General features: G+C 46.5%; 24 protein-coding genes. 12 read left to right on the top strand and 12 right to left on the bottom strand.

All coding sequences use genetic code 11. The features are described 5' to 3' along the window. Positions 1–10 precede the first annotated feature (10 nt). Positions 11–829, top strand: a complete 819-nt coding sequence (gene murQ / locus BW972_RS19005; protein ID WP_200805500.1) for an N-acetylmuramic acid 6-phosphate etherase — start codon at positions 11–13, stop codon at positions 827–829. 91 nt (positions 830–920) lie between these two features. On the opposite strand, the gene BW972_RS19000 is transcribed toward murQ, so the two are convergent. Next, positions 921–2,003, bottom strand: a complete 1,083-nt coding sequence (locus tag BW972_RS19000) for a hypothetical protein (RefSeq protein WP_076423281.1) — start codon at positions 2,001–2,003, stop codon at positions 921–923. Positions 2,004–2,225: 222 nt separating this feature from the next. Between BW972_RS19000 and BW972_RS18995 the strand changes: the two genes are divergently transcribed. Then, positions 2,226–2,795, top strand: coding sequence for a hypothetical protein (locus BW972_RS18995; protein ID WP_007656135.1), 570 nt, complete (start codon positions 2,226–2,228; stop codon positions 2,793–2,795). Positions 2,796–2,870: 75 nt separating this feature from the next. On the opposite strand, the gene BW972_RS18990 is transcribed toward BW972_RS18995, so the two are convergent. The 4 genes from BW972_RS18990 to era all read right to left on the bottom strand — a co-directional run bounded on the left by BW972_RS18990 (position 2,871) and on the right by era (position 5,718). Further along, positions 2,871–3,032 (bottom strand): hypothetical protein, encoded by a 162-nt coding sequence (locus BW972_RS18990; protein ID WP_200805499.1) that lies wholly within the window; start codon positions 3,030–3,032, stop codon positions 2,871–2,873. 163 nt (positions 3,033–3,195) lie between these two features. Next, entirely contained in the window at positions 3,196–3,381 is a 186-nt protein-coding gene (locus BW972_RS18985) for a hypothetical protein (protein ID WP_076423280.1), read from the bottom strand. A gap of 72 nt (positions 3,382–3,453) precedes the next feature. After that, positions 3,454–4,767, bottom strand: coding sequence for a ribosome biogenesis GTPase Der (gene der / locus BW972_RS18980; RefSeq protein WP_007656139.1), 1,314 nt, complete (start codon positions 4,765–4,767; stop codon positions 3,454–3,456). Positions 4,768–4,830: 63 nt separating this feature from the next. Next, positions 4,831–5,718 carry a GTPase Era gene (gene era / locus BW972_RS18975; protein ID WP_007656142.1) on the bottom strand — a complete coding sequence of 296 codons (888 nt, stop codon included), beginning with the start codon at positions 5,716–5,718 and terminating at the stop codon, positions 4,831–4,833. Between the two features lie 219 nt (positions 5,719–5,937). Between era and hemH the strand changes: the two genes are divergently transcribed. Next, positions 5,938–6,966, top strand: a complete 1,029-nt coding sequence (gene hemH / locus BW972_RS18970; protein WP_076423279.1) for a ferrochelatase — start codon at positions 5,938–5,940, stop codon at positions 6,964–6,966. Between the two features lie 256 nt (positions 6,967–7,222). Here the strand turns inward: hemH and BW972_RS18965 are convergent, their stop codons facing one another. The 3 genes from BW972_RS18965 to glmM form a co-directional block, all read right to left on the bottom strand. Beyond that, positions 7,223–7,804 carry an LOG family protein gene (locus tag BW972_RS18965; protein WP_076423322.1) on the bottom strand — a complete coding sequence of 194 codons (582 nt, stop codon included), beginning with the start codon at positions 7,802–7,804 and terminating at the stop codon, positions 7,223–7,225. 97 nt (positions 7,805–7,901) lie between these two features. Further along, positions 7,902–9,044: a cysteine desulfurase family protein gene (locus tag BW972_RS18960; protein WP_076423278.1), complete on the bottom strand. Its 1,143-nt coding sequence runs from the start codon at positions 9,042–9,044 to the stop codon at positions 7,902–7,904. A 135-nt stretch (positions 9,045–9,179) separates the two neighbouring features. Continuing rightward, a complete protein-coding gene (gene glmM, locus BW972_RS18955) occupies positions 9,180–10,571 on the bottom strand; it encodes a phosphoglucosamine mutase (protein WP_076423277.1) in 1,392 nt (463 codons plus the stop codon). 204 nt (positions 10,572–10,775) lie between these two features. On the opposite strand from glmM, the gene mazG reads away from it, so the two are divergent. The 9 genes from mazG (at position 10,776) to BW972_RS18910 (ending at position 19,040) form a co-directional block, all read left to right on the top strand. Next, positions 10,776–11,585: a nucleoside triphosphate pyrophosphohydrolase gene (gene mazG, locus BW972_RS18950; RefSeq protein WP_076423276.1), complete on the top strand. Its 810-nt coding sequence runs from the start codon at positions 10,776–10,778 to the stop codon at positions 11,583–11,585. 562 nt (positions 11,586–12,147) lie between these two features. Continuing rightward, positions 12,148–13,023, top strand: coding sequence for a MotA/TolQ/ExbB proton channel family protein (locus BW972_RS18945; RefSeq protein WP_076423275.1), 876 nt, complete (start codon positions 12,148–12,150; stop codon positions 13,021–13,023). Between the two features lie 18 nt (positions 13,024–13,041). Continuing rightward, on the top strand, positions 13,042–13,647 hold the full coding sequence (locus tag BW972_RS18940) for an ExbD/TolR family protein (protein ID WP_007656147.1): 606 nt from the start codon (positions 13,042–13,044) through the stop codon (positions 13,645–13,647). A 76-nt stretch (positions 13,648–13,723) separates the two neighbouring features. Continuing rightward, on the top strand, positions 13,724–14,191 hold the full coding sequence (locus BW972_RS18935) for an ExbD/TolR family protein (RefSeq protein WP_234986456.1): 468 nt from the start codon (positions 13,724–13,726) through the stop codon (positions 14,189–14,191). A 3-nt stretch (positions 14,192–14,194) separates the two neighbouring features. Beyond that, positions 14,195–15,019 carry an energy transducer TonB gene (locus tag BW972_RS18930; RefSeq protein ID WP_040574103.1) on the top strand — a complete coding sequence of 275 codons (825 nt, stop codon included), beginning with the start codon at positions 14,195–14,197 and terminating at the stop codon, positions 15,017–15,019. Positions 15,020–15,220: 201 nt separating this feature from the next. After that, the gene (locus BW972_RS18925) at positions 15,221–16,063 is read left to right on the top strand and encodes an energy transducer TonB (protein ID WP_076423274.1); all 843 of its coding nucleotides are present in this window, start codon (positions 15,221–15,223) and stop codon (positions 16,061–16,063) included. 112 nt (positions 16,064–16,175) lie between these two features. Continuing rightward, a complete protein-coding gene (locus BW972_RS18920) occupies positions 16,176–16,430 on the top strand; it encodes a hypothetical protein (RefSeq protein ID WP_007656154.1) in 255 nt (84 codons plus the stop codon). 1 nt (position 16,431) lies between these two features. Further along, a complete protein-coding gene (locus BW972_RS18915; RefSeq protein ID WP_007656155.1) occupies positions 16,432–17,394 on the top strand; it encodes a PstS family phosphate ABC transporter substrate-binding protein in 963 nt (320 codons plus the stop codon). Between the two features lie 41 nt (positions 17,395–17,435). Continuing rightward, positions 17,436–19,040, top strand: coding sequence for a tetratricopeptide repeat protein (locus BW972_RS18910; RefSeq protein WP_007656156.1), 1,605 nt, complete (start codon positions 17,436–17,438; stop codon positions 19,038–19,040). 95 nt (positions 19,041–19,135) lie between these two features. Here the strand turns inward: BW972_RS18910 and BW972_RS18905 are convergent, their stop codons facing one another. The 4 genes from BW972_RS18905 to bamA are packed head-to-tail and all read right to left on the bottom strand — an operon-like array spanning position 19,136 to position 24,039. After that, positions 19,136–20,221 (bottom strand): RluA family pseudouridine synthase, encoded by a 1,086-nt coding sequence (locus tag BW972_RS18905; protein ID WP_007657233.1) that lies wholly within the window; start codon positions 20,219–20,221, stop codon positions 19,136–19,138. A 31-nt stretch (positions 20,222–20,252) separates the two neighbouring features. Next, positions 20,253–20,861, bottom strand: a complete 609-nt coding sequence (locus tag BW972_RS18900) for an OmpH/Skp family outer membrane protein (protein WP_007657235.1) — start codon at positions 20,859–20,861, stop codon at positions 20,253–20,255. Between the two features lie 28 nt (positions 20,862–20,889). Beyond that, a complete protein-coding gene (locus BW972_RS18895; RefSeq protein WP_007657238.1) occupies positions 20,890–21,552 on the bottom strand; it encodes an OmpH/Skp family outer membrane protein in 663 nt (220 codons plus the stop codon). A gap of 9 nt (positions 21,553–21,561) precedes the next feature. Next, the gene (gene bamA / locus BW972_RS18890; protein WP_076423273.1) at positions 21,562–24,039 is read right to left on the bottom strand and encodes an outer membrane protein assembly factor BamA; all 2,478 of its coding nucleotides are present in this window, start codon (positions 24,037–24,039) and stop codon (positions 21,562–21,564) included. Between the last annotated feature and the right edge of the window lie 7 nt (positions 24,040–24,046).

Genomic DNA, 24,046 nt, shown 5'->3' with positions numbered 1-24,046 from the left:
GATTAACACAGTGTCCACTACCGAATCCGACTCACTTTACGATAGACTAGAGCAAATGCCCGTGCACGAGGTGCTCACCTGCATCAACCAGGAAGACAAAAGTGTGCCACTGGCTGTTGAGCGTGTTATACCTCAGATCGAAACGCTGGTAAATGCTACTGTAGAGCGCCTCCGTGACGGAGGCAGACTTTTTTACATTGGGGCAGGCACCAGCGGTCGGCTCGGCATAGTAGACGCATCGGAGTGCCCTCCTACGTATGGGGTGCCTCACGGCCTGGTAGTCGGCATCATAGCAGGTGGTGACGGCGCCATACGGAAGGCAGTGGAGTTTGCTGAAGATGACACAAAGCAAGCCTGGAAGGACCTGCAGGAGCATAACATCACGGCCAAAGACATCGTGGTAGGTATAGCCGCTTCGGGCAGCACGCCATATGTAATAGGCGGATTGGAAGACTGCCGTCGCCAGGGGATAGCCACAGGCTGTATTGTGTGCAATGCCAACAGTGCTATAGCCGCCGCCGCTGACTATCCGGTAGAAGTGGTTACAGGGCCGGAATTTGTGACGGGCAGCACCCGCATGAAAGCCGGTACTGCTCAAAAGCTGGTGCTCAACATGCTCACCACTGCCACCATGATCCAGCTTGGCCATGTGAGGGGCAACAAGATGGTAGACATGCAGCTATCGAATACCAAGCTGGTGGAGCGTGGCACACGCATGCTGATGGAAGAGCTACAGTTGGCGAAACCCGAAGCTGCTGCGTTGCTCAAGAAGTATGGTAGCGTTCGTGCCGCCATCGAGGCCTACCGTAATGGCAATGGTATTTCTTAAGAAGACTTATTTCTGATAAAACAGCTCGGCCTGCCAGTAGACTTTTATACTGGCAGGCCGAGCTGTTTTATAGCTTTTTGATTAAGAGCTGCTAGTCCAGGATGGCCATACTTTCTACAAGCACTTTTGCGGCTTCTTTGCTTGGTACTTTGTAACTGGTCACCGCCCAGTCATAGCCTAGCTTAAAGCGGTCATCTTTCATGGCGTAACGCATTTTCTCGCGATAGTCGGCTACAGGCTCCAGTCCAAGCGCCTGCCGGAGCTCATTCGCCCGCGCCTCTTCTTCCTCGCTCATACGCTGAATCAGATAGCGGCTCGACAGATCGCCAAACTCATCATCATCCTGACAGTCTTCCGGTTTATTGCAGATCACACGGGCCAGCACTTTAGACCGATACAGATTCTTACCCTGTTGCTGGTCCATCAGGTAAGCCGCCGCGTGCGGGTCGAGTTTGCCCTCCTGTACTGCCTGGGTGAGCACAGGCGTAAAATCAAAGCCGTTGCGGGCAGAAGTCTGGCGTTGAATCACAATACTGAAGCGAGGCAGCGTCTCCAAGGTGTCGGGCACTCCAATCAGCTCCTCCCCCGGATAGCCGTGTTTGCTAATCCAAGCCAGCAGCTTTTTCACATTATCAGCTTCTATTTTTCTGATCGTGTCGGCATGTACGCGCAGGCCTCCCTTAGCCTGCCGGAAGAACTGGTCACGGGCCCAGAGCTCATCAAGGTCGGCGCGCAGGTCTATATTCATGTTCTCACGGAAGGCTTTGCGGCGCTTCGGATATTTTTTTGCGAACTTCTTCCAGCCTTTATGGGCTCGCAGTGGTTCAAACACCTCCTGCTGCTCCAGGTACTCCAGGGTCACCCCCTTTTCTACCAGTTTCTCGAGGTAGTCTATACCTTGTTTTTCGTTGCCCGTGAGCGTTGCGCATACTGCGGCATTGTAATAGTCGCGGGCAAAGCCCTTGGGTACAGCCGAGAAGGCCTGCTGGTAAGTCTCCAGCGCCCCTTCGTAGTCCTTTGCCATCACCAGCCTTTCAGCTTTGTTGATTCGAGGATGGTACTCTTTGATATAGTCTGCTTTCGCAAACGCCTTATTGCTGTAACTCAGCATTACAAGCAGGAGAAGCAAAGAGATGGTCTGTCTTAAAAAATTGAAGCTGAATGTGAACTGCATAGAAAATGAGTGGTGTTTCAGTTGGAACGTGCTATGTTATAACGTACTCAGGGCAGCCTTAGCATATCTTGCGGCCATTTTGTACCTGCTTATACCTGCATCAGCATGCAGGAGTTGACTAATCAGGCGATTTCTTCCTTAAATATAGCCAACTTTGTCCAAAATCTTAGAGTAGACAGACAAATGCCTGCCAGTGGCACAGGCAGCAGAATGAATTGATATATGCATACGATCGAACCCTTTTATAACTGGCTGGAGCTCTATTCAGCTACCGACGACCCTCGCTCTCCACTGTATGGAGCCGAGAACAGCCTGACGCACTATACCCATACCATCTACGGCTATTACATACATCCGCAGTGGGATGACATAGATTCCGAAACCCTTTTTCTGAAGATATTATATGCCGACTACGAATTGAGTTTTGCCGTAATCGAGTTTATCGGGGAATGGAACGATGCGCTGAACAATGACATCATGAAGCTCAAGCGTAACATCATCGACCCGCTCGTGCAGGAGGGTATCAAGCATTTTATCCTGATAGGTGAGAATGTGTTCAATTTCCACGGCTCCGAAGACGATTATTACGAAGAGTGGTTTGAGGATGTGGAGGAAGGTTGGATAGCAGCCATCAGCTTCCGTGACTTTGTGCTGAGCGAGATGCGCAGCTACAACATAGACTCGTACATCAACTCAGGCGGCACCCTGGATGAGCTACATTGGCGCACCTATACGCCCAAGCGACTCTTTGCGCTGGTTAACAGTATGATTCAGAAACGGCTTGGTCCTTGATCATATACCTGATTGCAGACATAAAAAACGGCAGACTCTTAGAAGGGCCTGCCGTTTTTTTATGTTGTGGATATTTTATTGTACAGCTTCTTCTGTTTCGTCTTCTACTTCTTCAGCGGCATTTTCCACGTCGTCGCCTACGTCTTCTGCAGTGTCTTCCATTCTTTCCTGTGTGTTTTCTTCACGAGTTTCGCACGATGTGAAAGAGAAAGTTAGCAAACCTGCAACAAGCATCATTAAAATTGGCTTTTTCATATTAAGTTGGTTAAGGTGAGAAATAAGCTTCTTGCAATACGGGGTCAGTATGTATAGGTTTTGGCATATATAAAAAAAAGCACTCCATGGAGTGCTTTTTTCTTTTGCCTGACCACATGGTCAGGTAGTACTGGTACTAGTGTGATTACTGAACAGTAGTTGTGTCTTCCATTACAGATGTAGTGTCCATCTCCATGTCAGTCTCAACGTCAACTGTCTCTACAGTTTCAGTTTCAGTAGTCTCAACATCAGTTGCAGTTTCTTCTGCGTTATTGCATGATGCAAATGTAAAAAGACCTGCAACGAATAGTAAACCGAATACTTTTTTCATAATGTTTTGTGATTGGTTAAAGATGAAGCATCAAATATAACAGTATATCTGAATATATTGATATAGAAGCTCTTATTTTTTCTTAAACAACACTTTGATCGGCACACCTTCGAAGCCAAAATGCTTCCGGATACTGTTTTCAAGGTAGCGTGTGTAAGGTTCCTTCACATACTGCGGTAGGTTACAGAAGAACGCAAATGTTGGGTTGTGCGTCGGCAGTTGCGTCACATACTTGATCTTGATGAACTTGCCTTTAACTGACGGTGGCGGGTAACGCTCGATGTCCGGAAGGATTTTGTCGTTCAGCTTCGAGGTAGAGATTTTACGCGTTTTCTGCTCGTATACCTCCATCGCTGTTTCAACGGCCTTGTGCACACGCTGCTTTGTCACAACAGAGGTAAAGATGATCGGCACATACTTAATCGGTGCGATCGCTTCAAGAATCTTCTCTTCGAACTCCTTAGTCGTATTCGTCTCTTTCTCTACCAAGTCCCATTTGTTCACCAGTATTACGATGCCTTTGCGGTTTTTCTCGGCCAATGAGATAATGTTAACATCCTGTGACTCAATCCCTCTGGTGGCATCCAGCATCACGATACAAACATCGGCATCTTCCAAAGCACGCACGGAGCGCATCACGGAGTAAAACTCAATGTCTTCGCTCACTTTGCTCTTGCGGCGCAGACCAGCGGTATCTACGATGATAAACTCTTTGCCGAAGGCATTGTAGCGTGAGTCGATCGCATCGCGGGTAGTACCGGCAATGTCGGTTACGATGTTACGCTCCACACCCAGCAGCATGTTCACGAAAGAGGACTTGCCCACGTTCGGACGACCCAGCACGGCAAGTCTGGGTATACCTGCATCCGGATCCTCAGTACCTTCGGTTTTGAAGTGCTTCACTACCTCATCCAGCAACTCACCTGTACCGGAGCCGCTCTGCGACGAGATCGGGAAGATGTCTATACCTAAACCAAGCGCATAGAACTCGCCCATTTGATGAGCACGCGCATTGGTATCGGCTTTGTTGGCCACTACATAGATAGGCTTGTCTGAGCGACGCAGTACGTTGGCAAACTCTTCGTCCAGTCCGGTCAGGCCTGCTTCCACATCTACCATGAACAGGATCACATCGGCTTCTTTAATGGCCAGCTCTACCTGCTTGTTGATTTCTCCTTCAAAAATATCGTCGGATCCGTGCACGTAGCCACCTGTGTCAATCACGGTGTAATACTTGCCGGTCCAGTCGCCGTGCCCGTAGCTACGGTCGCGGGTTACGCCGCTCTCGTTGTCCATAATGGCCTGGCGGCGCCCTACAAGGCGGTTAAAAAGTGTAGACTTGCCCACATTCGGACGTCCTACGATTGCAATGATGTTGGTTGACATCTAAATAAAATAAAATAGTTAAAGTGCCCCCGGAGCACCTTGCCCCGAAGCTTTAATGGTGCGCTACTCGCTGTAGCCGAATCGGCGTAGCAGCTTCTGGTCGGTTCGCCAGTTCTCGTTCACGCGCACGTATAAATCAAGAAATATCTTTTTCTGGAAAAACTGTTCCATATCCAGGCGGGCCTGCGTGCCTACTTTCTTCAGCGCTTCGCCTTTGTGGCCAATCACAATACCTTTCTGGCTCTTGCGCTCCACACTGATTTCGGCACGGATACGGATGATGTCCTCTTCCTCTTTAAACTCCTCTACCACCACCTCGGTGCTGTAGGGAATTTCTTTTTTGTAGTTGAGGAAGATCTTCTCGCGGATCATCTCCGACACAAAGAAACGCTCGGGCTTGTCAGTCAGTTCATCTTTCGGGTAAAAAGCCGGATGCTCGGGCAACAAAGCCATCAATCGATTGAAAAGCTGCTCTACGCCAAAGTTATGCAAAGCCGAAATCGGGTGGATCTCGGTCGGGTTCATCTTCTCCTGCCAATAAGCTACCTTCTCCTGCACTTCCTCTTCTGTAGCCTGATCAATCTTGTTGATCAGCAACAGGATTGGCACCTCGGCATGCTGCAATCGCTTGATCACATCATCCTCGTCGTGTTTTTCATAGATATCCGTCACAAACAGAATGATATCGGCATCTTCCAGAGAAGTGCGCACAAAACTCATCATGGACTCGTGCAAAGCGTACTGCGGCTTGATGATGCCAGGGGTATCAGAGTACACGATCTGGAAATCATCGCCATTCAGGATACCCATGATGCGGTGACGTGTGGTCTGGGCTTTGGACGTGATAATAGATAGCTTCTCCCCTACCAGGGCGTTCATGAGCGTGGATTTACCCACGTTTGGCTTACCTACTATACTTACAAAACCAGCTTTGTGCGGAGCTTGTGACATAATTAAAATTTGAGGATGCAAAATTACTTCTTTTTTACGAAACCCCGTGAAAATGTGTGGATTTAGAAATTTGATTAATCGAGTGGATGAAGTTTCAAACATTTCTCTCTGCTTTCAGCTTTACTCCATACCTTCCTCTATCAGGGTATAGAAACTATCGATCATAACTAACTCGTTATACTTCGTATCTTTGTATAGCAAAAAGCACTATTGATTTAGATGAGCAAGAAAAAAACAGGCAAGATTGGGGTTTTACTAGTGAACCTAGGCACACCGGATACACCCAGCACTCCTGATGTAAGAAAATACCTGCGTGAGTTCCTGCTAGACCCGCGCGTGATCGATATAAACCCCGTGGGACGCTTTGCACTGGTGAATGGCGTGATCGCTCCTTTTCGGGCACCAAAGTCTGCCAAGGTATATCAGCAGCTGTGGACCGATCGCGGTTCGCCACTCATGTACCATGGCCGCGACCTGCAGGCTAAACTTCAGACTAGCCTGGGCGCCGATTATCATGTGGCTTTCGGTATGCGCTACCAAAGTCCAAGCATCAAGAGTGCCTTGGACGAACTCCGTGACAAGAGCGTGTCCCGCATCATTGTCGTACCGCTTTTCCCGCAGTACGCCTCCGCTACCACAGGTTCGGTGCAGGATAAGATCATGGAGATCGTGAAGGACTGGTGGATCATCCCGAGCATCAACTTCATCTCGACTTACTGTGACGACCCTGGTTTCATCAACGCCTTCGCTGAGTTGGGCAAGAAGTACATGGCCGAAGACAACTACGACCACGTGGTGTTCAGCTACCACGGTGTGCCGGAGCGACAGATTCTGAAAGGCAGCGACAAAGGCTACTGCAAACTGGGCTCCTGCTGCAACAGCTACAATAAGCGCAACCGTTATTGCTACCGCGCCTCCTGCTTTGAGACTTCGCGCTTGCTGGCTGCTGAATTGGGCCTGAAAGAGGACCAGTATACCGTCGCTTTCCAGTCGCGCCTGGGCAAAGACCCATGGCTGCAACCTTATACTGACGAAGTTCTGAAGACCATGCCAGCCAAAGGCATCAAGAAAGTACTTGCTTTCAGCCCTGCCTTCGTAGCCGACTGTCTCGAAACGACTATAGAAGTCGGCGAAGAGTTTAGAGAGGAGTTTGAGCACGCCGGCGGCGAGAAGTGGGTGCTCGTAGAAAGCCTTAACTCCAGCGACACTTGGGTGGAGGCGCTGAAGAACATGGTGCTGGAGAATTAGAAGGGTTTAAAATTTGAGGATGTGGAGGCTGGAACTTTATAAATGTCCCTGCAGGTATAGCTAGCTCCTCCCTCACAGGTATAAAAACAGAAGCGCCGCTGCAAATATTTGCAGCGGCGCTTCTGTTTTACATCGTTGACGGGTGCTAAAGAGAGGTCAATTCGTCCTTAATCAATGCAAACAGCATAGCTGTTTGAACTGGGCGTGACCGTTCGGTCATCAAGCGGCGAGGGCACAGCAACTAACAACCAGCAATTTATATCCTCTTAAAATCAATCCAGTAATCAGATGTGGAATCGGCATAAGCCCTGATTCTATCTAGCAGTACCTCCGCATCACTTTCTACGATCAGGTTTTCGCGCTGGTCACCTTTCACAAAACCCTCAGCTACGGTATGATCGATCATCTCGAAAAACTTGTCCCAATAGCCGTTTATATTATAGAAGGCCACCGGCTTCTTGATGATGCCGAGCTGGTTCCATGTGATGATCTCGCAGATCTCGTCGAATGTACCAAAGCCGCCGGGCATAGCGATAAATGCATCGGAACGAGCCGCCATGATGGCTTTCCGCTCGTGCATTGTCTCCACAACAACCAGTTCCTGCAGTCCTCTATGGGCTACTTCCCTGTCAACCAGGCTTTGCGGGATCACGCCTATACCTGTGCCTCCTGCTGCCAGCACCGCATCGGCAATCACCCCCATCAGTCCTACGTTGCCACCACCATATACCAGCTTTATACCTTGCTCCGCCATTAACTCCCCTAATCGCGCTGCAGACTCACTGTACATTAGGTTTATACCTACATTGGCTCCACAAAAAACGCCTATATTTCTCATCTCTATACCTTGTTCTCCTATAAAATTTCGTTTCACAAAGAAAGGCTCCAGCATTACTGCTGAAGCCTTTTTATATTTTGAAGGATGCCAGCTATACCTAGGCCAGCTCCTTTTTATACATTTTGGCAAGCGTTTCAGCTACATAATCGATCTCTGCTTCTGTGTTATACTTGCTGAACGAAAAGCGAACAGAACCTCTAGCCGGATCTACTTCCAAAGCACGAAGCACATGCGAACCGGCATTGGCACCGCTACTGCAGGCACTTCCACCTGAAGCCGAAATCTTGGCGATGTCCAGGCTGAACAACAGCATTTCGTTAATGTCAGAGGCAGGCAGGCTCACATTGAGTACGGTATATAAACTCTTGTCCGCAAACTCCGACATTCCGTTAAAGCTCACATCCTCCATCTGTTCCCGTAGTTTGTAGATCATGCGGTCCTTCAATCCCTGTATGTGCTTCTGGTGCTCGGCCATATCACGGTAGGCAATTTCCAGCGCCTTGGCCAAACCAATGATACCATACACGTTCTCGGTGCCGCCACGCATGTTGCGCTCCTGCGCACCACCCTGGATCAATGGCTGAATCTTAGTGCTGGCATCACAGTACAGGAAGCCCACACCCTTTGGCCCATGGAATTTATGTGCTGAACCTATCAGAAAGTTGGCCCCGATCTGCTGCACATCGTGCTTGTAGTGGCCCATGGTCTGCACAGTGTCGGAGTGAAAAATCGCGTCATACTTTCTGCAGATCTCTCCGATCTTCTCGATATCGTTCAAAGTACCAATTTCGTTATTGGCATGCATGATGGAAACGATCGTGCGTGGCTGATTAGCCAACATCTCCTCCAGATGCTCCAGGTCCAGGTTGCCGCGTTCATCATGCCGCAGGTAGCTCAGCTGAACCTCTCCGTTCTTTTCCAGCATCTCCATGGTATGCAGCACGGCATGATGCTCCAATTTAGTAGTGATGGCATGCTTTATACCTAGCGAACGACAGGAACAGACAATGGCAGCATTATCAGCCTCAGTACCGCCCGAGGTAAAGAATACTTCGGCAGGCGACGTGTTCAACAGCGTAGCTACCGAGCGGCGGGCTTTTTCGATAGCAGACCTCACCTCTCGTCCATGTGAATGGATGGAAGAAGGGTTGCCAAAGTGCTCGAGCATAAAAGGTGCCATGGCATCAAAAACCTCTTTGTCCAGAGGGGTGGTAGCTGCATTATCTAAATAAACACGCATGATATTTTGTATTGGATTCTCTTAAACGAACTACTAAAGTATAAAAAAAAGTTGCGCCAATGGAGAAAAAGCTTGATTTCTCCTTTGGCGCAACCTCTGATTGCTAGTTAATTAATATGCTACAGCAACAACACATTACGCTTTTGTCGAAATGATCTCTTTGATGTCAGCAATGATTTTATTGGCCAGGTGCTCGGCTGTGGCGTTGCTCTCCGATTCAGCATAGATGCGGATGATAGGCTCTGTATTAGACTTGCGCAGGTGCACCCACTCCTTATCAAACTCAATCTTCACACCGTCAATGGTGTTAATCGGCTGCTTGGCGTAACGCTCCTGCATTTGAACTAGCACCTGGTCTACATCCACTTCAGGAGTCAGCTCTATTTTATTTTTAGAGATGTAATAGTTCGGGTAGCTGGCACGCAGGCGCGTCATGCTCATACCTGACTTAGCCAGGTGTGTCAGGAACAAAGCTATACCTACCAGGGCATCACGACCATAGTGCAGTTCAGGGTAGATTATACCTCCATTACCTTCGCCACCTATGATGGCATTCTCCGCCTTCATCATATTCACCACGTTTACTTCACCCACAGCAGCGGCAAAGTAATTGCCTCCAGCCTTCTCAGTCACGTCACGCAATGCTCTTGTTGAGGAGAGGTTAGAAACCGTGTTGCCCACCTGATTCTTCAGCACATAATCAGCTACGGCTACTAAGGTATACTCTTCACCGAACATACTGCCATCTTCATTGATCAGGGCCAGGCGATCCACATCTGGGTCTACTACTATACCTAGGTCAAACTTGCCTTTCTCGATCACGCGAGCTATCTCGCGCAGGTTCTCTGGCAGCGGTTCCGGGTTGTGGGGGAAATTGCCGTCCGGCTCGCAAAAGAGCTTTTCAACCTTATGTACTCCCAACGCCTCCAGCAGCATCGGTATCGCTATACCTCCGGAAGAGTTGACACAGTCGATAGCTACGCTGAAGTCTTTTTCTTTAATAGCGTTTACATCTACAATCGGTAGTGCCAAGATGGTATCGATGTGCTTTTGCAACGCTTCGTCATCCCGCTGGTATCTGCCCAGGTCGTTTACCTGCGCAAACTCAAAGGCCTCCTTGTCTGCCAATTCCAGCACCAGTTTGCCTTCAGCATCAGAGATAAACTCGCCTTTCTGGTTAAGAAGTTTGAGCGCATTCCACTGCTTTGGGTTATGGCTGGCTGTCAGAATGATGCCGCCACCGGCTTTGTAGTCCGGCACGGCCATTTCCACAGTGGGCGTCGTTGACAGCCCCAGATCAACTACATTTATACCTAAGCCCTGCAGGGTCGCGCAAACCAGCTTGTTCACCATGTCACCTGAAAGGCGTGCATCGCGTCCTACAATGATGGTATTGTTGCCAGTAGTCTGCAACACCCAGGTACCGAAAGCGGCGGCAAACTTCACTACATCCACTGGGGTAAGCGCTTCACCGGCCTGCCCTCCAATCGTACCTCTGATTCCTGAAATTGATTTTATTAAAGCCACTACGAGAATATTTTTTTCAGCTGCAAAAGTAATAATTTAGTTTTAGGTTTGAACATTATCTGCTGCGGTATCCGTCAGCCCGAACATCACAGAACTGTAACTCAAGCAGAATGCTTGTCGGCAAATAGTCATCATCGTCCTATTTACTACATAGCAGAATGCCTATATAACTACCTCTGGCAGTTATTTATTATATTTGCCTTTATGACTAATCAACGTTTTGAAGATACTCCACGTGGCCGACAGCTTCAGGCTTTTGACCGGCTGCTGGATGTGATGGATGATCTGCGTGAAAAATGCCCCTGGGACAGGAAGCAGACCATAGAAAGCCTGCGCCATTTGACTATTGAGGAAACCTATGAGCTATCTGACGCCATTATCCGGCAGGATATGCAGGAAATAAAAAAGGAGATTGGGGACATCATGCTCCATATGGTGTTTTATGCCAAAATAGCCTCTGAACAAAAAGCCTTCGACATAGCGGATGTCCTGAACTCACTTTGTGAGAAGCTTATCTTCAGACATCCACACATTTATGGGGATGCAACAGCCAGTACGGAAGAAGAGGTGAAGCAGAACTGGGAGCGACTGAAACTGAAAGAAGGCAACAAATCGGTATTAGGTGGCGTACCAGCCTCATTACCAGCGCTTGTAAAAGCTATGCGCATACAGGAGAAGGCCCGTGGAGCAGGTTTCGATTGGGATGACAAGTCGGAGGTGTGGAAAAAGGTACAGGAGGAATTGAATGAATTTGAATCTGAATTTAATATAGCAGACCTTCAGTCCATCGATCACCTAAAAGCTACCAGCGAATTTGGGGACCTGCTTTTTTCACTCATTAACTTTGCCCGTTTTATTGACATAAACCCAGAAGAAGCACTGGAAAAAACCAACCTGAAATTTATAGATCGGTTTCAGTACATGGAAGAGGAAGCCTCTAAAAATGGCAAACGACTACAGGATTTGTCCTTAAATGAAATGGACATTTACTGGAATCAGGCAAAAAAAAGATAGGCATGCATACAGTTTAGTCAAACATGCATTATATTTATGCTTCTATTTGTTCTCAGGCACAACTCAAGCAAACTTAGTTTTACTTAATTTTATTACAACCAAATAGTTTAAACGCTTTGCTCTTCTCTGAATAACGCACACCTGTTTTATTACTATTACAGTAACCTCACTTATTGCTTGCACTAAAATCACGTTACAATTTAGGTTTATTACCACCCATTATGGCGAATAAACCGCTGTTTAACAGGCAGTAAGGGATACAGAAAAGTAAAGAGGACAAGCTGTATGAAGTTTAAACTTTGGATAAGAATTTAAAATAAAATATATTTGTAAAGCCGCAATATTCGCCTTAAGCTAAAGCAGCGAAAAATTTATTTTAGACAGACTTTACAGTATTAAGTCGGGATTTTTCAAAATTTAAAGCTTGAAATCGTTTGAAAATTGCGGAAAAAGCAGAAATTGCAAAACCAATAAAGAACTAAATCCAAAACAATTACATTCTTATATTACACAATCGATTTAATTACAACACAAACAGCTAAACTTTAAACTTTTAAACAAAATGGAAAAAAAGACTGCAGTAGTGAGCAAAGATGCTAATGTAGAACAAAAGAGCGGTACAACTTCCTCTCTATTTGCCACTATCGTAATTCCGGTTGCATTTATTGCATGTGTACTTATCTATATGTTCGTATTCGGTAATCCTGCCAACTTTGAAGGCGGTGACAATGCGAACCATCCACTTCCGGACAACTACCTGGGTATTGTTTATAAAGGTGGTTGGGTAGTACCTATCCTTTTGACGCTTAACCTTCTGGTTTTCATCTTTGCTATCGAGCGTTCACTTACAATCAGCAAAGCAAAAGGAACTAAGAACGTTGCCGGTTTCGTACGTACAATCTCTCAGAAACTGAACCAGCGTGACATCAACGGTGCTATTGCTGCCTGCGACGCACAGAAAGGTTCTGTTGGTAACGTGGTAAAAGCTGGTTTGCTTAAGTACAAAGAAATGCAGAACGAGCCAGAACTGCTTAAAGCTGAGAAAGTAGCCGCTATTCAGAAAGAAATTGAAGAGTCTACTTCACTGGAACTTCCAATGCTGGAGAAAAACCTGGTGATTATCTCTACTATCGCTTCGGTTTCTACACTTACAGGTTTGATCGGTACGGTACTAGGTATGGTGAAGGCGTTCTCGGCTCTTGCAACAGCAGGTTCTCCAGACGCAGTAGCTCTTGCAAACGGTATCTCTGAGGCCCTTATCAACACAGCTCTTGGTGTAACTGGTTCTGCTATCGCGATCATTGCTTATAACTTCTTTACTAGCAAGATTGACGAATTAACTTACAGCATTGACGAAGCTGGTTTCAGCATCATCTCTACGTTCGCTTCGCAGCACGAAACTGCAGCTAACACTGTAAGACCTCATTCAACTATCTAATCGCTATAACCCAATAAAATGCCTAAAGTAAAAGTAAAAAGAACCAAACCGTCGTTGGATATGACGCCGATGGTGGACTTGGCCTTCTTGCTGGTTACTTTCTTTATGTTGACAACAAAGTTTGCTCCTGAAGAGGCAGTGGTTGTAGATACACCATCCTCTGTATCAGAGATCAAACTTCCTGACACCAACATCATCACCATCACGGTAGACAAAGAGGACAGAGTGTTCTTTGGTGTTGATGGGCAGGGAACTAAAGAAGCGTTGCTTGACAAGATGGGCACCAAGTACGGCGTTAGCTTTACAGAAGAAGAGCGTAAGACCTTCTCTCTGTTGACCAACTTCGGTGTACCGGTGAACCAACTCAAGTCGTATCTGGCCATGGAGCCTGCTGATCGCAAAAACGTGAATCAGCCAGGTATACCGGTTGACTCAGCCAGAAATGAACTAGGTGACTGGGTACACCAGACTCGCTTAACAAACCCTAAAGTTGTGATCGCAATCAAAGGGGATGTGGATGTAAGCTATCCTACCGTAAAAAGGGTAATGGATACGCTGCAGGAACGTAAGATCAACAGGTTCAACCTGATTACGGACATGGAAAATAGACCTTCTAACCTCTAAAAAAAGGAGCTAAAAAATGGCAGAAATACAAGAAAAAGCCGACTCCGGTAAAGGTGGTAAGAAAAGGGCCAAAAAAATGTCTGTCCATCTGGACATGACACCCATGGTAGACCTTGCATTCCTTCTATTGACTTTCTTCATGCTTACTACTACGTTCAGCAAGCCACAGACCATGGAAATCAACATGCCTGTCAAGCCGGACACTGAAGATGAGCAAATCGCTCTGAAAGCTAGTAACGCAATGACAATTGTCTTAGGGGAGAATGACAGAGTATACTACTACTTTGGTCTCGGTGATCCAGCCGAAAATCCGGAAGTTCAAACAACCGACTACTCTGCTAACGGTATCAGAAAAGTATTGATTTCGCCACAAGTGCGCGGAAACGAGAAAATGACGGTACTCGTTAAGCCAATGGAGGGGTCTCGCTACAAGAACGTAGTAGATATTTTAGATGAATTGAAAATCACTGACACCAACCGCTTTGCTATTGTTGAGATCAACGACAATGACAAGCAGTTGATTCAGGACATAACTGGACAGTAACACATGGAAACTAGTAAGTTAGAAAAAGCATCGCTCGACGACATCGTCTTTGCCGGACGAAACAGAGCGTATGGCGCCTACCTACTACGTCGACTGTACAATAAGCATGTTACTACCGCAGCCATTATGGCTATCTCAATCTTTGCGCTTTTGATCAGTATTCCACTGATTGCTAAGTTATTTGAAGAAGAGGAAGTCGTGGTACCAGTAGAACGTATTGTAACAGAGGTAGAGTTAGCACCACCACCACCAATTGATGAAGCGACGCCGCCACCGCCGCCACCGCCACCAGATCTTCCACCGCCGCCGCCACCAGTGCGTGCACAGGTGAAGTTTACGCCACCAGTTGTGAAGCGTGATGCTGAAGTTGTGGAAGAGGAACAGGTGCCAGATCAGAAGGAACTGGAAGACATCGACATTGGTACTAAAAACGTTGAAGGTGTTAAAGGTGCTCCTCTTGATTTAGGAGACATCGACGGTACAAGCGACGTTGTTGCTGAAGTAGTAGAAGAAAAGCCATATACTTACGTTGAGCAGATGCCTGAATTCCCAGGTGGTGAAGGCGAAATGATGAGATATCTTGGTAAGAACATCCGCTACCCAGCTGCTGCACAGCGTGCCGGTGTAGAAGGCCTGGTAGTACTTTCGTTCGTAGTAAGCCGTACAGGCGAAATCTCAGAAATTGAGGTTGTGAAAAGCCTCGGCTCTGGTACTGACGAAGAAGCTGTACGCGTTGTGAAAACAATGCCGAAGTGGTCTCCAGGTAAGCAGAACGGTCGATCAGTACCTGTTCGCTATACATTGCCAGTACGATTTGCTATCAAGTAAATCTGACTCCATAAATATAAAAAAAGGCCCTCCCAGGAGGGCCTTTTTTTATATGCACTAGTTTTCAATCAGAGCCCCAGGCATTATCCCAAAAAATGTATTCAATGAAAAAATAACGAGACAGCTTGTGGAAAAATAGCTAGTGGTGCATCTAATAAGAAAATGCAGATAATACTGCTTCACATTTAAAACTTATGCGCCATGAAAGAAAACTATTTATTCGACATGACATTTAATAATGTAGTGTTTGCAGCACGAAATAAAGCTTATGGAGCTTACGTACTCAGAAAGGATTATAGCAAGCACATCTTAACAGCAGCATTATTAGCAACAAGCATCTTTACTACTGGGCTTGGCTGGCCACTTATTGTTGGTAAACAAGAAATAGCACAGACAGCGAAGCATGATTCTGAAAAGGATAAAAGGGTAATTATAATAGATCAACCTTTATTACCCCCACCGCCAAAAGAGAATCCAGAACCTGTACAGCAAGCAGTAGTGCCCGTACAGGAAAAACAAATCAAGACTGTCAGAAACCCTACCCCTACTGTTGTACCAGATTCGCACCCTGGTCCGGATGAAGTTCCACCTACACAACAACAGATGGAAGGAGCCATAATAGGAACACAGAATACGGATGGAGAACTACTGAGTAGCATAGACCTGGAAGGTATAGAAACAGACGGTAACGCTGGCACAACAGGTACTGATGGCGGAGAAGGAAATAGCGTAATTGACTTTGCCGAGGAGATGCCTGCATTTGAGGGAGGGGAAGCAGCACTAATGCGCTACATAAGCAAAAAAATACGTTATCCTCGCCAAGCAATTACAGAGCAAATAGAAGGCATAGTTATTGTAAGCTTTGTAGTAAACCGGAACGGTAAAGTAACCGATGCTACAGTATTGAAAGGATTGGGCTTCGGAACCGATGAAGAGGCACTGCGAGTTATTGAAAGCTTACCTGATTGGACACCAGGCAGACAAAATGGAAAACCTGTTGCGGTACGTTATACTTTACCAATACGATTCAACTTGCAACGATAAATGATAATATAAAGTATAAAGCAGAAGCTAATCTACACATAGCATGGCTTCTGCTTTAGTTTTTAAAGTATAAACCTTAAATTTAGGCCTACATATATAGGCAAACCTGAACATGCTACGACCAAGGCGAGAAGACGAAAAACCGTCTGTTACATTTTTCAACAAATTTGCACGCTATTTTGGCATGCTGATGACATTGGTATATGTAGCGCTGGGACTATTTATCATCTTTATGGATGAGGAGCAGTATAACCTGGAAATGTCACAAACGGCACGTACCATCTTTGGTGGCACCCTTATACTGTATGGCCTCATACGATTTGTGAGAGCATATCAGGTTAATTCCAAATCAAGGAGAGACAGATAAGATGATTAAAGCAGCCAAAGTGGTTTTGGGGCTCGGACTAGTTGCGCTTGCAGCTTGCGGCGGTAACCCTGAAACGAAACGCGACACCTCAACGACTGGTACCATCGGCATAAGTGTAGATGAGACCTTCCAACCAATTATAGAAAGCCAGGTAAGCACATTTGAAGGTATCTACAAATACGCCAATATAAATGCGCAGTACAAGGCAGAGGGTAAGGTGTTTGATGACCTGATCAATGACAGCACACGAATCGCAATTGTATCGCGCAAAATGACTGATCAGGAGAAAGAAGTATTTGATCAGCGAAAGCTTACACCCAGGTATACTAGAATCGCCATCGATGCCGTTGCACTTATTGTTAACAACAAGAATCAGGATACCCTCCTGACCATGAGTGAACTGCGAGACATCTTTACAGGAAAGATTACCAGTTGGAAGCAGTTAAACCCAGAAAGCAGTTTACGGGACATTGCTATTGTCTTTGACAACAACAACTCCAGTACAGCGAGGTACATGCGTGATACGCTGATGGCAGGCCAACCGTTGCCTCCTACAGCCTCCGCTAGCAACTCCCATCCTGCACTGATAGACTATGTTGCGAAGAACGAGAATGCAATTGGGGTAATTGGTGTGAACTGGATAAGCGACCGCGATGATACAACTTCGCTCAATTTTCTTAGCCAGGTAAAGGTAGTAGGAGTAAGTGCCGAAGATAACCCGGTAACAACAGATAGTTATTTTCAGCCGTACCAGGCTTACATTGCGCAGGGAGAATATCCGCTCAGAAGGTTCTGGTATATCATTAGTACTGAGGGCCGTGCGGGTCTTGGCACAGGTTTTGCATCCTATGTAGCAAGTGACCGCGGACAACGTATTATATTAAAGTCAGGTCTTGTGCCTGCCACTATGCCAGTACGTATAGTGGGCTTTAATAATAGAGCGAGTAAATTCAGACAGGATTAACCATTACAAACAATAATAACACAACCTAAATTAAACTAACAATGACAAATAACTGGAAATATGCTTTGCTGGTAGCTGCCATGTTCCCTACAGCAGCGGCATTTGCGCAGTCTGGCGATCAGGGCCGCAAAGCGGTGGACCTGGGGCGCTATCAGGAGGCTAAGTCTATTTATAAATCTCAGTTGAACAACAAGAACGCTGACAACGCTTACTTTGGACTGGGTGATGTATACCTTCGTTCTGAGAACGTAGATTCGGCAGCCTACTACTTTAACCAAGGCTTAGCTAAAAACTCTAAGTCTGCTATCAATATGGTAGGACTTGGTAAAGTAGAAATGGCCAAAGGCAATCGTGCTGGTGCTGAGAAGCATTTTGCTGATGCTATGAAGCGTGGTAAAAAGGATTCTCACGTACTTGCCAGTATCGGTGAAGCTTATCTGATGGCTCCTGAAGCAACTGAGCAGGATTATAATAAAGCGATTGAGTATCTTAAGCAGGCAGTTGAGCGTGACAAAAATAATGCTGAAGCATATCTCCTGATGGGTGATGCTTATCTGAAGCTGGGCAATGGTGGTCAGGCTATGACAAGCTATGACAATGCTATTCGTATCAACGACAAGTCGCCAAAGGCTCACCTGAGAAGAGGCCAGCTTTATACTAGCTCACGTAACTACAATGAAGCAGAAGAAGCTTATAAGAAGGCAATCGAACTAGATCCAAACTATGCACCTGCGTACAGTGACCTTGGCGAGCTTTACTACTTTGCCGGTCAGTATGACAGAGCACTGTCTACGTTCAAGCAGTTTGTAGACATGTCGGAAAATACGCCTGCAACTCGTGCTAAGTATGCCTCTTTCCTTTTCCTGACAAAAGATTATGAAGGTACGCTGCGTGAAGTACAGGAAGTGCTGAAAACAGAGCCTAACAACAAGACAATGAACCGTCTGTTGGCTTACTCTTACCTTGAACTTGGCAAGCCTGAAGAAGCACTTAAGGCAATGGAAAACTACCTGAGCAAGGTAGACCAGAATAGCCTGATTGCAAGCGACTACGAGTATTATGGCAGAATCCTGGCAAGAAACAACCAGCCTGCAAAAGCTGTAGAGAACCTCGAGAAAGCAATTGCATTAGAACCTACTAAACCAGAGCTTTACTATGACCTTGCTAACATGTATGCCCGTGAGAAGCAGTTTGACAAAGCTGTAGAGGTTTACAACAGAAAGCAGGAAAAACTAGGAGCTTCTAATACCGACTACTTCCACCTGGGTAACGCCTATATGATGGCAGAGCAGTTTGAGAAGGCTGACGAGACTTACAAGAAGATCACGGACGCCAACCCTACTTATGCTTATGCACACCTGTGGAGAGCCCGTGCGCAGTCTAACCTGGACCCTGAAACAGAGCAAGGTTTGGCGAAGCCTCACTACGAAGAGTTTATCAAGCTTACAAACGGTGAGAAAGAAAAGTATAAGAAGGAGTTAATCGAAGCCAATACTTATCTGGGTTATTACTATTACCTGAAAGGTGAGCGTGACAACGCTATCAAGCACTGGACAGAGGTAAAAACACTAGACCCTACCAATACACAGGCTGAAACAGCTCTGGCTGAGATCAACAAGACTCCCTCTCAAAAAAAGAGACGTTAATCTTAACCCGTAAATCAAGCATACAAAAAGCCCGCTCCATCAGGAGCGGGCTTTTTGTATGCCTATACCTAGGCAAAAAAGGTTATTCTTAGTTCTTACTGATTTTCGTAAAGTGACCACTTTTCAAGTGCGGCCTGAAAGTCATCAGGCAATTCAGAATTGAATTGTATAAATTCCTTTGTAGTCGGATGAATGAAGCCTAGTGACTTGGCATGCAGCGCCTGTCGGGGCATTAATTTAAAAGCGTTCTCAACGAATGTCTTATAAGAGCCCGTTGGCATGCCCTGTAATATCTTATCCCCTCCGTAGGTAGCATCAGAGAACAAAGGGTGGCCCAGGTACTTCATATGCGCTCTTATCTGGTGTGTCCGACCTGTCTCCAGGTTGCACTGCACCAGCGACACATACTTATACTTTTGTAGTACCTTATAATGGGTTACTGCATGCTTTCCAAACTCCCCGTTCGGGTATACGGTCATTACCCTTCTATCTTTCGCACTACGTCCAACATGACCTACTATAGTGCCTTCATCCTGCTTTGGCACACCCCATACCAATGCATAGTAAGTACGCTCAATGGTGTGCTTAAAAAACTGCTTTGCCAGAAAAGCCATACTATACTCAGTCTTGGCAATGACAAGCAAGCCCGAGGTGTCTTTATCGATGCGATGCACAAGACCTGGGCGGCCCTCACCGTTGCGGGTAGTCGGTAGTTGCTGCAGGTGATAGGTAAGCGCATTCACCAGCGTTCCTGACCAGTTATTAAAGCCTGGATGTACCACCATTCCTGGCTCCTTGTTAATGATGAGCAGCTCCTCATCTTCATACATGATGTTGATAGGGATATCCTCTGGGATGATCTCGGTATCACGAGGAGGTGTAGCCAATGTGATCGTGATCACATCCAGCGGCTTTACCTTATAGCTTACCTTCACAGGCTTTTGGTTCACCTGCACTGATTCGGAGCGTATAGCGCCCTGCAACTTATTACGGGTCACATTAGGCAGCCGATCCATCAGGAACTTATCGATGCGCAGCAGCGCCTGGCCTTTATCCACCACAATGCGGTGGTGCTCATATAATTCGTCCGAATCCTCTATACTGTCCTGCTCTTCTTCTTCAAAGTCAATCACGGTACTGGCTTTAGGTATAAACAAAAAGAAAGCCGAAGTATAGAACATCGGCTTTCCTGAACTCACAAAGGAGTATTACTTATTTTTTCTTTTTGGCTGGCGTTGTAGTTGCTGGCTTAGCGGCAGCTGGCTGCTGCTGTGGCTGTGCCTGCTGAGCTGCAGCTGGCTGCTTGTTAGGATCCACGCCCAGTTTCTTGAACACCAGGTTGTTGATGTTGCCACTGTCAGGACCTTCCAAAATAGCCTGCTCACTCAGGATATAGAGGTAACCGTTTTCCTTCGCTACTTCTTTGATGGCATTCTCGATCTTTACAAGTACAGGCTGAATCAGTGACTGCTCTTTCTCACGAATAGACATCTGGGCATCGTACTGGAACTTCTGGATTGACTGCTCCAGGTTCACCAGTTCACGCTCTTTGTCTTCGCGCACTACTTTGTCCATAGTGGAGGCGCCTTTCTGATAAGCCTGCAGTTTGTTGTTATACTCAGTCTCCTTAGTTGCAAACTGCTCCTGTAGTTTCTGGCCGTAAGTTTCCAACTCTTTCTGCATGGCTGTTCTTTCCGGCATCTTGCTCAGAATCTCTTCCACGTTAGCATAACCTATCTTAGTTGCCTGCTCGTTTGTCTGCGCAAAAGATGCAAAGCTGATAAAGAAAAACGCTACTACTAAAAATTTGATTTTGTTCATGATTGGATGGTTAATTTGTTATTCTTGTTTAGTTGTTTGACTTCTTTTTTGTTGGAGGCGTCTTCTGCTTAGTCTGCTGCGTCTGATTCTCCTCGTTTTCTATACCTGTTTCAGGTAAACTGTTTGGATCATCTACCAGTGCATCTGTCGGCTGCTTGCCTGGCACATTCTGCTTATCGGTAGCAAGTCCCAGTTCTTCCAGCACATACTCTGTATAATCATGCACCGGGTTAGTATAGATCATGATCAGATCTCCTGACTTATCAAACACCGTCTGTAGGCCTCTTGCCTTTGCGACTTTCTCAACTGCCGTGAAGACTTCGTCCTGAATTGGTCTGATCAGATCCTGACGCCGCTTAAACATCATGCCTTCAAAGCCGAATACTTTGCGCTGATACTCCCGCACTTCATTTTCTTTGCGGGATATCTCAGCCTGGCGCTTCTTCTTCATTTCCTCTGTCAGAAGCACCTCTTCGGCCTTATAGTCTTCCTTCATCTTCTCAACCGCCTGATACATCCCTTCGATTTCCTTCTGCCAGGCTGCACTCTGCTTGTCCAGTTCCACCTGTGCTTTGGCGTATGCCGGCATCTTGCTCAGAATGAAGTTAGAATCAATATAGCCAAACTTCTGCGCCTGTGAAACAGTCGATAGGAAAAACCCGGCTAAAAAGATGAACAAAAACTTTTTCATACTAATTCATTATCGTATCTGCTGCCCGATCATGAAGTGGAATTGACCACGCTTCATTTCCGGACGTCCTGGCACATCATCAAATCTCCAGCCGTAGTCAAACCCTAACAGACCGAAGGCTGCCATGAAGATACGCACACCCACACCACCAGAGCGATACAGCTTAAATGGATTGTAGCGGTCATAAGATCCAAAGCTGTTACCTGCTTCCAGGAATGTCAGACCATAGATCGTAGCAGCCGGGTTAGGAGAGATCAGATACCTAGCCTCCATTACAAACTTATTGTAAGCAACACCACCTGTGTTGATCAAGGTTGGATCCGGGTTATTGATTACAGACTCGTCATCATAACCACGCAGACCAATGTAATCAGTTCCTACAAAGATATTGGCACCACCTAAGCCGTTACCTCCTAATCTAAAACGCTCAAAAGGACCAATACTTGTCTTCGAGTTGTAGTTGTTCAGGAAGCCAAAGTGGGCTCGTGTGTTCAACACCAAATTTCCTGCCAAATTCATGAAGAACGATGCATCGAGCATCCATTTATTGAATTCAACATACTCAAAGTTATTGCGCTTCTCAGAAAACAGCGAATAAGGTGGCGTTAGGTTCACACTAAGAGAAATGTTAGAACCTCTGCGAGGGAATGTTGGGTTATCTATACTTACACGTGCCAGGGTGTTGTTCAACGATATACTGTTCGATACACCATTGTTGAAACCACCAAACAGGTTGAAGTTTTTCAGGGTATAGCGGTTATAGCTCAAAGAGTGACTCAACTGGAAGAAGTTGTCTGGCCAATTCAGAGTACGGCCCAGGCTAAGCGCTGCGCCATCTACATTCAGTCGACTATCCACATCGGCTCTTGGGTCGCGGCGGATGGTCTTGAATACACTTGCTGTAAGTGAGTTTCGCTTACGACCACCTAACCACGGCTCTGTAAAGGAGAAGGAGTAGGACTGGTAGTAGCGGCCGTTGGCCTGCACGTTCAGGTTCAGGCGCTGACCGTCACCACTTGGAAGCGGTCGCCACTCAGACAACTTAAACAGCTTGCGGGTTGAGAAGTTGTTCAGGGTAAGGCCTACTGTACCTACCGCGCCAATCGGGCCACCCCAACCTCCTGAAAGGCTGATCTGGTCATTCGGACGCTCTGATACGGTATAGTTAATATCTACAGTTCCTTCTTCCGGATTCGGCATTGGGTTCAGTCCGATCGTTTCCGGATCAAAGTAACCTAGGTTTGCCAATTCGTTTCGGGAGCGGATCAAATCTTCGCGGCTGTACTTCTGACCAGGCAAGGTACGGATCTCACGAAGCACCACATGGTCACTAGTCTTGGTATTGCCCGTCACCGTCACTTTGCTGATCGTTGCCTGCGGACCTTCTGACATACGCATCTCAATGTCGATAGAGTCACCTTCCACAGTCACCTCCACCGGATCAATGTTGAAGAACAGATAGCCGTCATTTTGGTAAAGCGCAGAAACGTCTATACCTGCAGGGTTATAGTTCAGGCGCTTATCAAGTTCCTGCTTGTTGTACACATCTCCCTTGTTTATACCGAGTACGCGGGTCAGGTAATCATCCTCGTACAGGTAGTTTCCATTCCAGGTAATATTGCGGTAGTAGTAGCGGTTACCTTCATCAAGGGTGATCCGGATACCTAAACGATCTTCACTGGTATTGTATACTGTGTCTGACACGATGATCGCATCACGATAGCCCTCTGAATTGTAGAAGTCCAGCAGGAGCTGCTTGTCGTTCTCGTACTCTGAGCGCTGGAATTTGGACGAAGTAAATATTTTATAGAAGCGTTTTTCTTTTGTCTTCTTCAGCTGGCGGCGCAATTTTTTGTCGGCAAATGCTTCGTTGCCTTCAAAAATGATCTCAGAGATTTTTACTTTATCACCTCTGTCAATGTTGATGTTCAGCACGACACTGTTTGGCAGCAGGGAGTCAGGTCGCTGCACAATGTTGATCTTGGCGTTGAGGAAACTCTTTTCAGCGTAGTACTTGCGGATAATGTTACGTGTTTGATTGAGCACAGCATCTGTTACCACCTTCCCTCTGATCAGGTTGATCTTCTCCCGAAGGGCATCCTGCTGCGATTTGTTGATACCATTGAACTCAAAGCGGGACAGACGCGGGCGTTCTTTCAGGTCGAAGTTCAGGAAGATCTGGTTGCCTTCGATGCGGGTTACGTATACGTCTACATCACCTAAGAGGCCCTGGTCCCACAATTTTTGAATAGCACGGCTTATGTCTTCACCTGGTACTGTGATCTCATCGCCAATCTTAAGACCCGTAATACCAGTAAGTGCAGTAGGATCCAGGAATTTAATTCCTGTAAACTCAATGCCCCCAATGCGGTACTGTTGGGGCTGACCGTAGTCAATCGTATTGCTCTGTGCTTGATTATTCAGAACTTGTGAAGAAGCTGTGCCTGTCATTAGCAGAAACACAAGCACCCAGATGCATCTTGTCATTAATATG

The sequence above is a fragment of the Pontibacter lucknowensis genome, from assembly GCF_900156415.1.
Taxonomy (GTDB): Bacteria; Bacteroidota; Bacteroidia; order Cytophagales; family Hymenobacteraceae; genus Pontibacter; species Pontibacter lucknowensis.
The sequence above is the reverse complement of the archived record's forward strand: the minus strand, read 5'-3'. Positions and strand labels throughout refer to the sequence as shown.

Coding starts and splice junctions, on each gene's coding strand:
- BW972_RS19000 (WP_076423281.1), bottom strand. CDS start 2,003: ATGCAGTTCACATTCAGCTTCAATTTTTTAAGACAGACCATCTCTTTG.
- BW972_RS18995 (WP_007656135.1), top strand. CDS start 2,226: ATGCATACGATCGAACCCTTTTATAACTGGCTGGAGCTCTATTCAGCT.
- BW972_RS18990 (WP_200805499.1), bottom strand. CDS start 3,032: ATGATGCTTGTTGCAGGTTTGCTAACTTTCTCTTTCACATCGTGCGAA.
- BW972_RS18985 (WP_076423280.1), bottom strand. CDS start 3,381: ATGAAAAAAGTATTCGGTTTACTATTCGTTGCAGGTCTTTTTACATTT.
- der (WP_007656139.1), bottom strand. CDS start 4,767: ATGTCAACCAACATCATTGCAATCGTAGGACGTCCGAATGTGGGCAAG.
- era (WP_007656142.1), bottom strand. CDS start 5,718: ATGTCACAAGCTCCGCACAAAGCTGGTTTTGTAAGTATAGTAGGTAAG.
- hemH (WP_076423279.1), top strand. CDS start 5,938: ATGAGCAAGAAAAAAACAGGCAAGATTGGGGTTTTACTAGTGAACCTA.
- BW972_RS18965 (WP_076423322.1), bottom strand. CDS start 7,804: ATGAGAAATATAGGCGTTTTTTGTGGAGCCAATGTAGGTATAAACCTA.
- BW972_RS18960 (WP_076423278.1), bottom strand. CDS start 9,044: ATGCGTGTTTATTTAGATAATGCAGCTACCACCCCTCTGGACAAAGAG.
- mazG (WP_076423276.1), top strand. CDS start 10,776: ATGACTAATCAACGTTTTGAAGATACTCCACGTGGCCGACAGCTTCAG.
- BW972_RS18945 (WP_076423275.1), top strand. CDS start 12,148: ATGGAAAAAAAGACTGCAGTAGTGAGCAAAGATGCTAATGTAGAACAA.
- BW972_RS18940 (WP_007656147.1), top strand. CDS start 13,042: ATGCCTAAAGTAAAAGTAAAAAGAACCAAACCGTCGTTGGATATGACG.
- BW972_RS18935 (WP_234986456.1), top strand. CDS start 13,724: ATGTCTGTCCATCTGGACATGACACCCATGGTAGACCTTGCATTCCTT.
- BW972_RS18930 (WP_040574103.1), top strand. CDS start 14,195: ATGGAAACTAGTAAGTTAGAAAAAGCATCGCTCGACGACATCGTCTTT.
- BW972_RS18925 (WP_076423274.1), top strand. CDS start 15,221: ATGAAAGAAAACTATTTATTCGACATGACATTTAATAATGTAGTGTTT.
- BW972_RS18920 (WP_007656154.1), top strand. CDS start 16,176: ATGCTACGACCAAGGCGAGAAGACGAAAAACCGTCTGTTACATTTTTC.
- BW972_RS18915 (WP_007656155.1), top strand. CDS start 16,432: ATGATTAAAGCAGCCAAAGTGGTTTTGGGGCTCGGACTAGTTGCGCTT.
- BW972_RS18910 (WP_007656156.1), top strand. CDS start 17,436: ATGACAAATAACTGGAAATATGCTTTGCTGGTAGCTGCCATGTTCCCT.
- BW972_RS18905 (WP_007657233.1), bottom strand. CDS start 20,221: ATGTTCTATACTTCGGCTTTCTTTTTGTTTATACCTAAAGCCAGTACC.
- BW972_RS18900 (WP_007657235.1), bottom strand. CDS start 20,861: ATGAACAAAATCAAATTTTTAGTAGTAGCGTTTTTCTTTATCAGCTTT.
- BW972_RS18895 (WP_007657238.1), bottom strand. CDS start 21,552: ATGAAAAAGTTTTTGTTCATCTTTTTAGCCGGGTTTTTCCTATCGACT.
- bamA (WP_076423273.1), bottom strand. CDS start 24,039: ATGACAAGATGCATCTGGGTGCTTGTGTTTCTGCTAATGACAGGCACA.